16 protein-coding genes are annotated in these 13,175 nt (G+C 51.6%); all 16 read left to right on the top strand.

Annotated elements, in window-relative coordinates; all coding sequences use genetic code 11:
- Positions 1-2 precede the first annotated feature (2 nt).
- Positions 3-1,307 (top strand): tetratricopeptide repeat protein, encoded by a 1,305-nt coding sequence (locus GPK90_RS09320; RefSeq protein ID WP_215702819.1) that lies wholly within the window; start codon positions 3-5, stop codon positions 1,305-1,307.
- A gap of 104 nt (positions 1,308-1,411) precedes the next feature.
- Positions 1,412-1,753, top strand: a complete 342-nt coding sequence (locus GPK90_RS09315) for an anti-sigma factor antagonist (RefSeq protein WP_015554814.1) — start codon at positions 1,412-1,414, stop codon at positions 1,751-1,753.
- A gap of 65 nt (positions 1,754-1,818) precedes the next feature.
- A complete protein-coding gene (gene spoIIAB, locus GPK90_RS09310; protein WP_118297118.1) occupies positions 1,819-2,232 on the top strand; it encodes an anti-sigma F factor in 414 nt (137 codons plus the stop codon).
- Between the two features lie 4 nt (positions 2,233-2,236).
- A complete protein-coding gene (locus tag GPK90_RS09305; protein ID WP_215702818.1) occupies positions 2,237-2,959 on the top strand; it encodes a SigB/SigF/SigG family RNA polymerase sigma factor in 723 nt (240 codons plus the stop codon).
- Positions 2,960-3,176: 217 nt separating this feature from the next.
- Entirely contained in the window at positions 3,177-3,401 is a 225-nt protein-coding gene (locus GPK90_RS09300) for a hypothetical protein (RefSeq protein ID WP_118531721.1), read from the top strand.
- Complete coding sequence (locus GPK90_RS09295) at positions 3,398-4,030, top strand: stage V sporulation protein AA (RefSeq protein WP_118296827.1); 633 nt, start codon at positions 3,398-3,400, stop codon at positions 4,028-4,030. The genes GPK90_RS09300 and GPK90_RS09295 overlap by 4 nt, the downstream gene beginning before the upstream one ends.
- A complete protein-coding gene (locus GPK90_RS09290; protein ID WP_118296825.1) occupies positions 4,020-4,442 on the top strand; it encodes a stage V sporulation protein AB in 423 nt (140 codons plus the stop codon). The genes GPK90_RS09295 and GPK90_RS09290 overlap by 11 nt, the downstream gene beginning before the upstream one ends.
- Positions 4,443-4,576: 134 nt before the next feature.
- A complete protein-coding gene (gene spoVAC / locus GPK90_RS09285) occupies positions 4,577-5,017 on the top strand; it encodes a stage V sporulation protein AC (protein WP_118531716.1) in 441 nt (146 codons plus the stop codon).
- A gap of 181 nt (positions 5,018-5,198) precedes the next feature.
- The gene (locus tag GPK90_RS09280; RefSeq protein WP_243022297.1) at positions 5,199-6,197 is read left to right on the top strand and encodes a DUF362 domain-containing protein; all 999 of its coding nucleotides are present in this window, start codon (positions 5,199-5,201) and stop codon (positions 6,195-6,197) included.
- 159 nt (positions 6,198-6,356) lie between these two features.
- On the top strand, positions 6,357-6,488 hold the full coding sequence (locus tag GPK90_RS19400) for a hypothetical protein (RefSeq protein ID WP_275950579.1): 132 nt from the start codon (positions 6,357-6,359) through the stop codon (positions 6,486-6,488).
- 1 nt (position 6,489) lies between these two features.
- Positions 6,490-7,539: a stage V sporulation protein AD gene (locus GPK90_RS09275; RefSeq protein WP_118531712.1), complete on the top strand. Its 1,050-nt coding sequence runs from the start codon at positions 6,490-6,492 to the stop codon at positions 7,537-7,539.
- A gap of 120 nt (positions 7,540-7,659) precedes the next feature.
- Positions 7,660-8,016 (top strand): SpoVA/SpoVAEb family sporulation membrane protein, encoded by a 357-nt coding sequence (locus GPK90_RS09270; protein WP_118320933.1) that lies wholly within the window; start codon positions 7,660-7,662, stop codon positions 8,014-8,016.
- A 407-nt stretch (positions 8,017-8,423) separates the two neighbouring features.
- The gene (locus tag GPK90_RS09265) at positions 8,424-9,602 is read left to right on the top strand and encodes a PucR family transcriptional regulator ligand-binding domain-containing protein (protein ID WP_215702817.1); all 1,179 of its coding nucleotides are present in this window, start codon (positions 8,424-8,426) and stop codon (positions 9,600-9,602) included.
- A 264-nt stretch (positions 9,603-9,866) separates the two neighbouring features.
- Complete coding sequence (locus tag GPK90_RS09260) at positions 9,867-11,096, top strand: hydantoinase/carbamoylase family amidase (RefSeq protein ID WP_215702816.1); 1,230 nt, start codon at positions 9,867-9,869, stop codon at positions 11,094-11,096.
- 178 nt (positions 11,097-11,274) lie between these two features.
- Positions 11,275-11,880: a bifunctional phosphoserine phosphatase/homoserine phosphotransferase ThrH gene (gene thrH, locus GPK90_RS09255; RefSeq protein WP_118513444.1), complete on the top strand. Its 606-nt coding sequence runs from the start codon at positions 11,275-11,277 to the stop codon at positions 11,878-11,880.
- 255 nt (positions 11,881-12,135) lie between these two features.
- Positions 12,136-12,804: a FadR/GntR family transcriptional regulator gene (locus GPK90_RS09250; RefSeq protein WP_118531914.1), complete on the top strand. Its 669-nt coding sequence runs from the start codon at positions 12,136-12,138 to the stop codon at positions 12,802-12,804.
- Positions 12,805-13,175 lie beyond the last annotated feature (371 nt).

Genomic DNA, 13,175 nt, shown 5'->3' with positions numbered 1-13,175 from the left:
ATATGGATGAAATGCAGAAGATCCAGTACGCGGCGAACAGCTATTATAACCGTGGTCTGGAAATGGCAAAGGAGAGAAACCTTTCAGGGGCGGCGAGATTTTTAAAGCGCGCCCTGCAGTTTAATAAATACCACACGGATGCCAGAAACCTTCTGGGACTCATCTTTTACGAGATGGGGGAGACGTCGGATGCGCTGATCCAGTGGGTCATCAGCATCAATCTCCAGCCGGACAACAACCGCGCGGACCATTACCTTGACGAGGTGCAGAGAAAGCCGGGACAGCTGGAGATCGCGAGCCAGATGGTGAAGAAATTCAACCAGGCACTGTTTTATGCGCAGAATGACAGCGATGATCTCGCAGTTCTGCAGTTAAAGAGGATCGTCGGCGAGAAGCCGAATTTCGTGAAGGCGCATCTGCTCCTCGCGCTCCTCTACATGGAGCACGGCGATTATGTGAAGGCGGGAAAGTCCCTGGTCAAGGTGCTCCAGATCGACAACAACAACGAGAAGGCCACCCGGTACATGGAGTATGTAAAAGAGCATACCGGAAAGGCGGAGGTGGAAAAGAGAAAGCTGAAAAATGCGTTCTCCCACCGGGAAATGCAGGATGATGATGTGATCCTGCCGCCGACTTATAAGGAGAATACGGGCTGGCAGTCGATCATCAATATCGGTATCGGTCTTGTCCTGGGCGCGGTCATGGTCGTATTCCTCATCATGCCGGCGAGAGAGCGGGCGCTCAATTATGAACATAATCAGGAGATGCAGTCCTACACGGATAAGCTGAATCTCGCAAACCAGGAGACGGACAAGTTAAAGCTCCAGGTTGAGGATTACCAGAAGCAGAAGGAGGACGCGGAAGGTCAGTTAAATGACCTGAAGGGGGATTCAGGAAGCACGGTAAACCAGTATGCGACACTCGCAAAGATCCTCGATGCGTACCGAAAAGGGGACATGAACACGGCGGTTTTAAGCTATGTGGACATGGATCAGTCGAAGATCACGGATGACAGTTCTGTGGCGATCTTAAATGAGATCAAAGCGGACATGGACACAAATGCCCCGGCGGTCCTTATGGCGGCGGCTGCTCAGTCCACAGCTGCCGGTGACTATGACACAGCGCTCCACTATTATGAAAAATACATGGAGATCGACGACAAGAACCCGGAAGTCATCTACGACATGGGCATGGTGTACAAGTCAAAGGGCGACACCGACAATGCGAACCAGATGTTCGGACAGGTCATCATGAACTTTGCGGATTCGGAGTTTGCGGAGAAGGCGAAGACGGAGCGGGGATACTAGAAATCAAATAAAAATGATCAAGAGACTTTACAGAAGAAAAGCTGTGAGGTCTCTTTTTGTTTGGCCGGAAATAATCAGATTATAGAAAAGGAGAGGAAGAACATATGGAAGATTCATTTGTATACGAGGCGAAAGGTCCGACACTCATCATTCATCTGCCGAAGGAGTTTGACCACCATAACTGCAGGAATCTGCGTTATGAGACAGATCTTCTGATGGCGGAAAATTATGTCTCCAGGATCATCTTTGATTTTACGCGGACGCGGTTTATGGACAGCTCCGGCATCGGAGTCCTCTTAAACCGCTACAAGCAGATGAAGGCGGGGCACACAAGCTTTTACGGCGCCTGCCCGCAGGTCATGCGCGTTCTGAAGGTTGCGGGGATCCTAGGACTGATGCACCAGTATGAGTCAAAGGAAGAAGCGATCTACAGCAGGGAGGTATAGGGATGGAGACGACGGTGAAGAATGTGCAGAATGGGAAAGGCGAGGAGACGGCGGCGTGTGAGACGATGGAACTCGTGATGGAGAGCCGGTCCGAGAATGAGGAGTTTGCGAGAGTTGTCGCGGCTGTCTTTGCGAGCCGCCTGGATCCGACCCTGGAAGAGCTGGATGACATCAAAACGGCAGTCTCGGAGGCGGTAACGAATGCGGTGATCCACGGATACCGGGGCGGGAAAGGGAAAATAACTCTCGCTGCGACAGCATGGGAGAAAGAGCGGCTGTTTTCCGTGACAGTCCGGGACGAGGGCGTCGGGATCGCGGATGTGGAGCAGGCGATGGAGCCGATGTTCACGACATGCCCGGAGGACGGTCGGTCCGGCATGGGATTTTCCTTCATGGAGGCGTTTATGGACCAGGTGGAGGTCGTCTCCGCGCCGGGAAAGGGAACCTCCGTCACGATGAAAAAGAAGATCGGCAGGTGACGAGATGGCGGACACTGCGGAACTTTTAAAATGTTCACACGCAGGGGATAAAGAGGCGAGAGACCGGCTCGTTATGGAGAATGCAGGACTTGTCTGGAGTATTGTAAAGAGGTTTGCGGGCCGTGGAACGGAAGTGGAAGATCTGTTCCAGATCGGAAATATCGGGCTCATGAAGGCCATTGACCGGTTTGACACAGAGCTTGGCGTCCGGTTTTCAACGTATGCGGTGCCGATGATCCTCGGGGAGATCCGCCGGTTTCTCCGCGACGACGGCATGATCAAGGTCAGCAGGCCGTTAAAGGAGCTTGCCGGGAAGGTCGGAGCGGCGAGAGAGAAGCTGGAAGCGGATCTCGGGCGGGAGCCGACCGTGGAGGAACTTGCAAAGTCCGTGGGGGCGAGCCGTGAGGAGGTGGCGGCATCCATGGAAGCCGGGGCGAGAGTCGGCTCCATCTATGAACCGTTTGATCCCGGGGACGGGACCGGCGGCTGTCTGGCCGATAAGATCGCGGAAAAGACATCGGAGAACGACCGCGTCCTGGACAGGATCGTTTTGTCAGAGCTTCTCTCTGACCTCGGGGAGCGGGAACAGCAGCTCATAAAGCTGCGCTATTTTGAAAACCAGACCCAGACTGCAATCGCATCCCGACTTGGAATTTCACAGGTTCAGGTGTCACGGCTGGAGAAGAAGATCCTGCGGGAGATGCGGGAGAGGATGATGGGGGAGTGATCTCGATACCCCCCAAAAAAGTGCCGAATAGTGCCGATAAAATGCCGGATAGTGAACAAGAACGACAGATTTATAAATATGTGCTGGAAAATGAGATACAAAAACTTAGGTTAAGACAGAAAAAAATCAGGCCGCAAATAAAACCTTGCATAAAACCATTCCATCCTGCGCATCCTTCTCCTGACAGAAAAGTTTGGATGAAAAGGTGGAATGTGAAATGAAACCGTTGAAAGACTATGTGGAGATTATTTTTGCGGTGCTGGCGCTGGCGGTTCTGGTATTTGTGTTCTGGTATTTTCTTGTGGCGGTTCCGGCGAAACATGCGGAGCAGTCCGGGACGTTTGTGATGGTTCCGGGGGCGGAAGCTCCAGTCCGGAAAGGGAGTGTCACAGGGATCTTAAAGACACTTGAGGACGTGGAAAGAAAGCCGTGGAAGGCATGAGCAGTACGACTGTCTACTTAAAAATCCCTCAGGTGAAAGAGGTTTACGAGACAGAAGTGTATCTGGGGATGATCGCAGATGTCCACAGCAGCGACAGGGCTGCGGAGGCGAAGGCGAAAGCCGTGAAGGTCACCTCATTTTCCGGAGAGGGAAAGGAGGCGGCCTATGTCGGAAACGTCATGGATCTTGTGGAAAAGATCGAGAAGGCCGGGCAGAATATCCAGGTGGACAATCTCGGAGAAACAGATTTTGTTGTCACATACCGGGCGAAAAGGAGGAAAAGCCGCCTCTGGGAGTGGATGAAGACGGGACTTGTCTCTGCGGTGGCTTTTTTCGGGGCAGCATTTGCGATCATGACCTTCAACAATGACGCCAATGTGACGGATGTATTCGCGAAGCTCTACGAGATGGTCATTGGGACACGGGCGGACGGGCCGACGATCCTCGAGGCATCTTACTCCGTAGGACTTGCAGTGGGAATCCTGCTGTTTTTCAATCATTTTGCATCCTGGAAGATCACGGTGGATCCGACTCCGATCGAGGTGGAGATGCGCCTGTACGAGGAAAACCTGAATAAGACGCTGATCAAAAACGGCGGGAGAAAGGAGTCGGGGATCGATGTATCTTAGACTTGGACTCCTGGCGTTTGCGGGTCTCGGAGCGGGTGCTGTCATCGCGGCCGGAATCTTTGCCTTTCTTGCGATCATCGGTGTTTTTCCGCGGCTCATCGGTGTGACGCACACGGCAGAACATGTGCTGCTCTATGAGACACTGCTGATCCTCGGGGGAGTATGGGGAAATCTGGCGGATCTCTACCGTGTACCGTTTCCGTTTCCTGGGAGAATCGTGCTTGTAATATGCGGCATGTCTGTGGGGATCTTTGTCGGTTGTCTCGTGATGTCACTTGCGGAGACGTTAAAGGCGCTCCCTGTTTTAAACAGACGGATCCGGCTTGCGGTGGGACTTCAGTATGTGATCCTGGCTGTGGCAGCGGGGAAAGCGTTTGGGGCAGCAGTGTATTTTATAAGAGATTTCGGATAATGAAAAGCTGCTTTCGGGCAGCAAAAAGCCCATGGCTGCAGAGAAATCCTGCAAAGTGCCTGTCAGTCTGTGCCGGTTGAAATTCTGCGCCGGAGTGTATGTGTGTCTGAGTTGAAAATTATGAGGTGAAACTTATGGAGATCGACAAAAAAGAATACGGAAACTATGTAAAGCAGGTGACGCCGGTCCACAACACCTGGAAAAATCTCTGGCGCGCATTCCTGGTCGGCGGACTGATCTGCATGCTGGGGCAGATTCTGACTTCTGTCTATATGTCTTTCGGTATCGAAAAAGAGAGCGCTGCATCATGGACAACCTTAAGTCTCATCGGACTCAGCGTGATCCTCACGGGAACCCATATATACCAGAAAATCGTAAAATTCGGCGGTGCCGGAGCGCTCGTTCCGATCACCGGTTTTGCAAATTCGGTGGTTTCGCCGGCAATCGAATATAAGGCGGAGGGCCATGTCTTCGGGATCGGCTGCAAGATCTTTACGATCGCCGGACCGGTGATCCTCTATGGGGTCTTTGCGAGCTGGGTACTCGGAATGGTGAAATTTTTCTGGAGATTCTAGGAAAATTCGGATCTTATACAGTCGAACGGTCTCTTCGTATGCTTTTGTATTTTACAATATTTTAGCTAAAAAGTCCTTGACTTAAACCTAAGTTTAAGTTTTATAATCATATCAGAAAATGAACTTATGCGGCTGTGTAAAAGAACAGCCGCAAACTTTTTATCACAAAAAGGAGGACATTGTGGCACAGAAAATTTTACCGGGAACCGGCGGAGAACATTATATTCCATATGAAGAGAGAACGGGGGAGGAGTCTGTTGTATACTTTACAAGAGATCTCTCCCCGGAAGGTCTGAGAAAGATCTACGAGCGCGTCAATGAGAAGATCGAGGGAAAGATCGGGATCAAGCTCCACACAGGCGAGAAGAACGGTCCGAATATCATCCCGCATACATGGGTGAAGGAACTGGTCGAGAAGGATCTTCCGGATGCAGCGATCGTGGAGACGAATACATATTATGAGGGAGACCGCTATACGACAGAACAGCACAGAGAGACTTTAAAGGTCAATGGCTGGACATTCTGCCCGGTGGATATCCTGGATGAGAACGGAACGACGATGTTCCCGGTAAAGGGCGGAAAATGGTTTACCGAGATGTCTGTGGGAAAAGATCTTGCAGATTATGATTCCCTGGTTGTCCTGACTCACTTTAAAGGTCACACGATGGGCGGTTTCGGCGGTTCCAATAAGAATATCGGGATCGGCTGTGCGGACGGACGGATCGGAAAGGGAATGATCCATACAGTAGAGGGTTCCGACAATATGTGGAGCATCAGCATGGAAGAGCTTATGGAGCGCATCGCGGAATCCACGAAATCAGTTGTGGACCATTTCGGTGAACACATCACATTCGTGAATGTTCTCCGCAACATGTCCGTATCCTGTGACTGTGAAGGATGTGCGGCTGCTCCGGTCGTAACACCGAACATCGGAATTGTTGCGTCCCGCGATATCCTTGCCGCGGATCAGGCTTCCGTGGACCTTGTGTACGCATTAAAGGAAGATCAGCATAAAGATCTCGTAGAGCGCATGGAGACCCGCCATGGTCTTCGCCAGCTTTCCTATATGAAGGAACTCCACATGGGCAACGACAAGTATAAACTCATCGATATCGATGATGAGGACCATGAGATCATTCCGAAGGAAGCAGTCAAAGATGTAAAGCCGTTTGAGGGCTGATCGTAACGCGCGAAACGCAGATATGGAAATAAAATATGGAAATGAAAAAGATGCTGAAATTCAGAGAGTGCTGGATTTCCGCATCTTTTTTTTCATTTTGGGGAAGATATCGGTATCAAACATTTGCATGCTGTCACAGTGTACGGAAACTTCTTGACCATGAATGGCAACGGGAAAACCGGAGCAGCAGATCATATGGGAGAAGTTGCGGAACGGTTGTTTGGCTATGAGCAGGCAGCGAAAGCGGATTGCAAATATCCGCTGAGAAATAAAAGACAGGAGCAGGAATGAAATGAAAGGAAAAACAGGAGAAGGAAAAAAACAGCGGGGTCGGGCGAGCATTGTATTTGAAACTCCGCCAGTGATTACCGCCGCAGCTTCAACCGTGGGAAAGAAGGAGGGGGACGGGCCGTTGGGGACATGTTTTGACCGGGTGGAGCTGGATCCCATGCTGGGGAAGAAAACGTGGGAGGAGGCGGAGAGCGAGCTTCAGAGCAGGACTGCGGGGCTTGTGATCGAAAAGAGCGGGCTTTCCAGGGAGGAGATCCGGTACTCGTTTGCGGGCGATCTTCTGGCTCAGCTCATTGCGACGTCGTTCGGGAATGTGAATCTGGAGATCCCGATGTTCGGACTTTACGGGGCCTGTTCCACGATGGGAGAAGGACTGGGGCTGGGTGCCATGTGCGTGGAGGGCGGATTCGCAGACCATGTGCTCGTGAGCGCGTCCAGCCATTTTGCCTCGGCGGAAAAGCAGTTCCGGTTTCCGTTGGAGTATGGGAATCAGCGGCCGTATTCGGCGACATGGACGGTGACAGGCTGCGGTGCGGTGATCCTATCTTCCGGGAGTTATCGGGGAGAGGAGCCGCCGCTTGCGAAGATCACGGCGGTGACGACCGGAAAGATCGTGGACATGGATTTTCATGATTCCATGAACATGGGCGCGGCGATGGCGATGGCGGCGCTCGATACGATCGTCAGGAATTTCCGGGATCTCGGGGTGGATGAGACGCATTATGATCAGATCATCACCGGTGATCTCGGGACTGTCGGAAGGAGACTTCTTCTCGATTATCTCATGCAGGCGGGATACCGGATCGAGAGCCGATATATGGACTGCGGGATTGAGATGTTTTCACCGGAGGAGCAGGATACCCACGCCGGAGGAAGCGGCTGCGGGTGTTCGGCTGCGGTATTGTGCGGATATATTCTGCCGAAGATCCGGAGCGGGGAGTGGAAGCGGGTGCTGTTTCTGCCTACGGGAGCGCTGCTTTCGACGGTGAGTTTTAATGAGGGGAAGAGTGTGCCGGGGATCGCGCATGCGGTGGTGCTGGAGGTGTCGTAGCTTGTGCCGGTGGCTGTGCGGCTGAAGGTAGTGTTCACTGCGCGCAGTAGTAGCTATGAGGTTGAAAATAACTGCTGGAGATTTTTATATTAGAGAATTATATCAGGAGAAGGTGCCACTATGGAATATATAAAAGCGTTTGTGGTCGGTGGATTGATCTGCATGCTGGTGCAGATCCTGATGGAAAAGACAAAGATGATGCCGGGGAGAATCATGGTGTTGCTGGTGGTCAGCGGGAGTGTTCTGGGATTCCTTGGCGTTTATGAGCCGTTTGCAGAGTGGGCGGGGGCCGGAGCGACGGTTCCGCTTTTAGGGTTTGGGAATACGCTGTGGAAAGGCGTTGTGAAGGCGATGAGCGAGGATGGTGTGCTGGGAGTCTTTAAGGGAGGATTTACGGCGAGTGCGGTCGGGATCAGCGGGGCGCTGGTGTTTGGGTATCTGGGGGCGATCGTGTTTCGGCCGGGGATGAAGGAATAGGGGGGTACGCGGCGGGGAGACTCCGGGCGCGGACGCTTGGTGGATTCCGGAATCAGGCGGTCCGTGCCCGGAGTCTCCCCGCCGCTGTGTATTGGCATGGGTGGGCTGTTTTTGCCCTGGAAGGGCAAAAAGGCGCGGATGTTTGGAATGTGGGGAGATGAGGAGGTATGATAGATGATTTTGCACAGTAAAGGATGTTTCTTCTCCAGGGGATAAAGAGTGATGGCGGCATGTAAAAATACATGGAATCTTTTGCGAATACACGTTATAATCATACATTATGAGAACACTGGTCAGTGTTGCCGGAGCGGAGGAAGATGGATGGCTCATGGAGGGGATGCTGTATGTGGGGAGTCTATCGTATGGATATGGTGTGGGATGACTGACAGGAGGAGACAGGATCGTTTATGGCGAAGGTGAGTGATGTTTTGAAGCTTCCGGTCATGCGGGGAGTGCGTGTCCTTGCAGGGGAAGCGGGGCTTTCTGGGAAAGTGGAGCATGTGACGGTGATGGAGGTTCCGGAGATCAGGCAGTGGTTGAAGGGGAATGATTTTCTGATCACGAGTTTTTATTCTGTGAGGAAGAGTGAGGAGGAGCAGTGTGCGCTGATCCGGGAGGTCGCGGACATTTGCTGTTGTATCGCGGTGAAGACGGGGCCGTATGTGGCGTGTATCTCAGATCGTGTGCGGGAAGAGGCGGATGAAGTGGGGCTGCCGATCCTGGAGTTGCCGGAAGCTCTTCCTTATATTGATATTATCGTGAACGTGATGAACCTGATCTTTGAGGAGGAAGGAAATTCGGCGATCCTGGAGAAGTATGTGAAGGATATTCTATACGAGAATTACAGTGACAGGGTCCTGATGGCGGAGCGCGGGAGACTTTTTGGGATGGATGTGGAGCATGACTGGTTTGCGGCGGTCGTGATCAATTTTAGGAAGATGGTCGTGCCGGACGAGCAGGATTGGAAGGGGATCCGTTTTCTTGCCAGAGCGGTTCTTGGACTCTTTAGGGAGAGAGCGGAGATCACGGAGTGTATCCGGATCCCGTTAAAGAAGGGATATCTTCTCCTGGCAGAGGGAGAGACGGAGGACAAGGTCAGGATGGTCCTTGCGGATCTGTTTACGGAGGAGAAGATCCGGGAACTCTGGGATGCCGGGGCGGACCGGCTCGTCTGTGCGGCCGGATCAGTCCGGAGAGGTCTTACCGGGATCCGGGATACATACAGCGATGCGTTTCAGGCGATCCGGGTCCAGAGAAAGCTCTGGCCGGAGACGAGTGTCTGTCAGTATGAAAAAGTCCGGGCATTCTGTGCGCTTCAGGAGTTTTTTGAGTCCGGAAAGGGAAAAACATTTGAAGAAATCTTAAAACCTGTGGAGAGTCAGGAGTTCCTCGATACACTTGCAACTTATTTTAGCTGTTCCGGAAACCTCGATCAGGCAGCGGAACTTCTCCATGCACATAAGAATACCGTGAAATACCGCCTGGGGCGGATCCAGGCGCTCACGGGGCTGGATCTTAAGAAACCGGAGGACAATTTTATGATCTATATGGCGGTACTGGCGTGGAAGCTGGGAGCGGGGGTATAGCAGTATAGAATGCAGGGTTCTTTCTTGGTTTACATGACTTCGATTCCCTGAAAATGAAAAACGGAAAACCATGATCCGGGTGGAAGGCGTTGTTTGTCTGTAACGCCAAAAACAATCCTCTTTTTTTGTCGTAATACACATATGATTCTGAGTATTTTGCGTTTATAATGATATTATCAGAAAAAGCACACTGGAAATCTGTTTCCTGAAGGAGAACAGGCGGACAGTTACGATAAACATGAGCATACGCAGGAGGAAGCGCATATGAAGCATAAACCCAAGGATATTCAGTACTGTGAAAGACTGTTTCAGAGTTTTTATGAGATCGGGAGCACGCCTCAGGGAGGTGTGACAAGACTTGGCTATACGGAGACGGAGGACGCGATGCATGAGGTCTTCAAAGGACTCGGCAGGGAACTCGGCGGATCGATCCATACGGATGAGGTCGGAAATACCTATGTGGCCAATACGGATGAGATGGGGTATACGCTGATCGGTTCGCATCTCGATTCCGTGATCGACGGCGGCCGCTATGACGGCGTCGCGGGTGTGATCGCGGGACTTATGGTGATGAAGTGGGCGAAGGAGGACGGTCTCCGGATCCCGCTGCGGGTCGGTGCATTCCGCTGTGAGGAGTCGAGCAATTTCGGCTGCTGTACGATCGGAAGCGGACTGATCACGAAGGAAGTCTACAAGCAGGATATCGGACATCTGACTGCGAAAAACGGGGAGACTCTGGAGCAGATCTTTGCCAGCCGCGGTCTGAACCTTCATCCGAAACAGATCTCCGGTGTGGGGCGTTATCTGGAACTCCATATCGAGCAGGGAAAGGTCCTCGAGGAATATCAGACGGAGGTCGGGATCGTCGGCACGGTCGCGGGACCGATCCGGTACCGGGTGTATTTGAGAGGAATGGCGGAACATTCCGGAGCGACGCCGATGGACATGAGGAGTGACGCGCTGTGTGCGGCGGCGGAGATTATCCTGGAGTTAGAAAAGATCGGAAAGCAGGAATCTGCGTACCAGTCCGTTGCGACCGTCGGCGTGATCCAGAATTATCCGAACGTTTTAAATGTGATCCCGGGACGTGTAGAGATCGGCGTGGACATGCGCGGGATCGATCAGGACAGCTTAAACTGCATGGAACGGAATTTCAAGGCCGCTGTGCGGGAAAGCTGCAAAAAGCGCGGCGTTGAGTATGTGGCGGAAAAGATCAACAGCATCCCGCCGATCAGGATGAGCTCCGAGGTGGAAGACGGCCTGGAACAGGCGGCAAAGAAGCTCGGGATCTCGAGCCGGAGAATGCCGAGCGGTGCCGGCCATGATTCCATGTCTTTTGCGGATATCTGCGACACCGGCATGGTATTCATCCCGTGTCGTGGCGGAATTTCCCATAACCCATCCGAGCACACAGAAATTTCAAGTATCTGTGACGGGGCGCGGGTGATGTATGAATATCTGAAAACAGTCGCCGGTTTGCAGGGACAGGAATAGGCAGTGAGTTTGAGTGTGGTGCCTTCGGGTACATGCAGGAGAAAAATTCGGTGCACAATGAAATTCCGGGTGAAATTCTGTGGACACGATCAGAAAGCAGTTCTGGATTTTTACAGTGGATGATGGTATAATATCTGCATTGCGACATAGAAGTACGATCAATGAGGAGGAACTGATTATGGATATCGTGTGTCTTGACCTGGAAGGAGTTCTCGTGCCGGAGATCTGGATCGCATTCGCGGAGGAGAGCGGGATCCCGGAGCTTAAGAAAACGACGAGAGATGAGCCGGATTATGATAAATTGATGAACTGGAGACTTGGAATTTTAAAGGAACACGGTCTTGGTCTGAAGGAGATCCAGGAGACGATCGCAAAGATCGACCCGCTCCCGGGCGCGAAAGAGTTTTTGGACAAGCTTCGTGAGATGGGACAGGTTATCATCATCAGTGACACCTTCACGCAGTTTGCAAAGCCGCTGATGAAAAAACTCGGCTGGCCGACGATCTTCTGCAACTCTCTGGAGGTTGCCCCGGACGGAACGATCACAGGGTTTAAAATGCGGATCGAGAAGTCGAAGTATACGACGGTAAAGGCGCTCCAGTCGATCGGATTTGAGACGATCGCGAGCGGCGACAGCTACAATGACCTCGGAATGATCGAGGCGAGCAAGGCGGGATTCTTATTCCGCAGCACGGAGCAGATCAAAAAGGATCACCCGGAGCTTGCGGCATATGAGACATATGATGAATTATTTGATGCGATCAAAAAAGCAATGGAAGCGTAATAACGGAAAGGCGTGAAAGACTACAGCCGGTACATGATACCGGCTGCAGCTTTCAATTATCATGTATCCGAAAGGAGCTGCCGGCGGCTGCGAAGGACATACGAATGTGCCATGGCACATTCCTTTTTTCTGTCCTGAATAGGAAAAATTCCGTATGATACCAATGGGGTCGCGGATTTTGCCGATTCGGAATGCGGAGCGTGAAAGGCATGACGGTTCCGGACAGGAAATGATTTGGGGAAAGGATCAGAAACGATGGAGAAATCCTATGAAAAAGTCATTGAATATGTAAAGAAAGGGATCGGAAGCGGAGAGATCCAGGCGGGAGAAAAACTTCTTCCGGAGCGGGAGCTCGCCCAGAAACTGGAGATCAGCCGCAACTCTGCAAGAGAAGGACTCCGGATCCTGGAGAACATGGGAGTCCTGGAGAGCCAGCAGGGAGCCGGGAATTATGTCTCCGGAAATTTTGATGAGATCCTCGCGGAGATGCTCTCATTCATGTTCATCTTAAAAAAGATCGATGTGGATAAGATCACGGAATTCCGGTCCACCCTGGAATGGGGAGCGCTTGAGAGCGGGGTCCGTCAGGCAACCGCGGAGCAGCGCGAAAAAATGATGACATATCTGGAAAACCTGGAGAATGCTGAGACGGAGGAGGAGCGTGTCCGCTGGGACAAGGCGATCCACTATCTTCTGATCGAGGCGGGCGGGAATCTCTGCATGATCGCGAACTATAAAGCACTCAATAAGATCATGGATGAGTATATCCCGAAGATGCGCGGAAAGATTATCGAAGGAATGCACAGCGAACAGTTTTTGAGCCGTGCGCACCGGACGCTGGCGGAAGGTTTTGCGGAAGGAAATATCGAGAAGGCACGAGAGGGACTGAAACTCCATTTTCATTATATTTATCAGTATATGTAAGGAGCAGGAGAGAACCGGAATCAGGAATCGTAAACGATTCAGAGGAACTGGAAAGAGATCCGGCCTGCAGAGCACGGAGAAAGAAAAGAGGAGCAGACTTCCTGAGATTGACAAAAATCAGACAATCTGTGCGAAATTCATGCAAAGAAAAACAAAATGTCTTGACAAAAATACAAGACAGCGCTATCCTTGTATCAGAAAAAATACACTGCTTATGAGAGCAGTTATTTTTTAAGACTAATTGGTTCTACCAATAAGAGGCAAAGAAACAACAATGTGCGCATAGTAAAAACAAATGTTCACATTGTTTTAAAAGCAATATGATTGGTACTACCAATAAAAAACGATGATCGATATGATCAAAAAGATAG

The organism is Clostridium sp. MCC344 (assembly GCF_018785365.1).
Classification (GTDB): Bacteria; Bacillota; Clostridia; order Lachnospirales; family Lachnospiraceae; genus Pilosibacter.
Note: the sequence above shows the minus strand (reverse complement) of the source record. Positions and strands in the feature narration are given on the sequence as shown.

Bases quoted from the DNA above. Each gene is read 5' to 3' on its own strand.
- GPK90_RS09305 (WP_215702818.1), top strand. From the start codon at position 2,237: ATGGCGGACACTGCGGAACTTTTAAAATGTTCACACGCAGGGGATAAA.
- thrH (WP_118513444.1), top strand. From the start codon at position 11,275: ATGGATATCGTGTGTCTTGACCTGGAAGGAGTTCTCGTGCCGGAGATC.
- GPK90_RS09300 (WP_118531721.1), top strand. From the start codon at position 3,177: ATGAAACCGTTGAAAGACTATGTGGAGATTATTTTTGCGGTGCTGGCG.
- spoIIAB (WP_118297118.1), top strand. From the start codon at position 1,819: ATGGAACTCGTGATGGAGAGCCGGTCCGAGAATGAGGAGTTTGCGAGA.
- GPK90_RS09250 (WP_118531914.1), top strand. From the start codon at position 12,136: ATGGAGAAATCCTATGAAAAAGTCATTGAATATGTAAAGAAAGGGATC.
- GPK90_RS09295 (WP_118296827.1), top strand. From the start codon at position 3,398: ATGAGCAGTACGACTGTCTACTTAAAAATCCCTCAGGTGAAAGAGGTT.
- spoVAC (WP_118531716.1), top strand. From the start codon at position 4,577: ATGGAGATCGACAAAAAAGAATACGGAAACTATGTAAAGCAGGTGACG.
- GPK90_RS19400 (WP_275950579.1), top strand. From the start codon at position 6,357: ATGAATGGCAACGGGAAAACCGGAGCAGCAGATCATATGGGAGAAGTT.
- GPK90_RS09315 (WP_015554814.1), top strand. From the start codon at position 1,412: ATGGAAGATTCATTTGTATACGAGGCGAAAGGTCCGACACTCATCATT.
- GPK90_RS09265 (WP_215702817.1), top strand. From the start codon at position 8,424: ATGGCGAAGGTGAGTGATGTTTTGAAGCTTCCGGTCATGCGGGGAGTG.
- GPK90_RS09260 (WP_215702816.1), top strand. From the start codon at position 9,867: ATGAAGCATAAACCCAAGGATATTCAGTACTGTGAAAGACTGTTTCAG.
- GPK90_RS09290 (WP_118296825.1), top strand. From the start codon at position 4,020: ATGTATCTTAGACTTGGACTCCTGGCGTTTGCGGGTCTCGGAGCGGGT.
- GPK90_RS09270 (WP_118320933.1), top strand. From the start codon at position 7,660: ATGGAATATATAAAAGCGTTTGTGGTCGGTGGATTGATCTGCATGCTG.
- GPK90_RS09275 (WP_118531712.1), top strand. From the start codon at position 6,490: ATGAAAGGAAAAACAGGAGAAGGAAAAAAACAGCGGGGTCGGGCGAGC.
- GPK90_RS09320 (WP_215702819.1), top strand. From the start codon at position 3: ATGGATGAAATGCAGAAGATCCAGTACGCGGCGAACAGCTATTATAAC.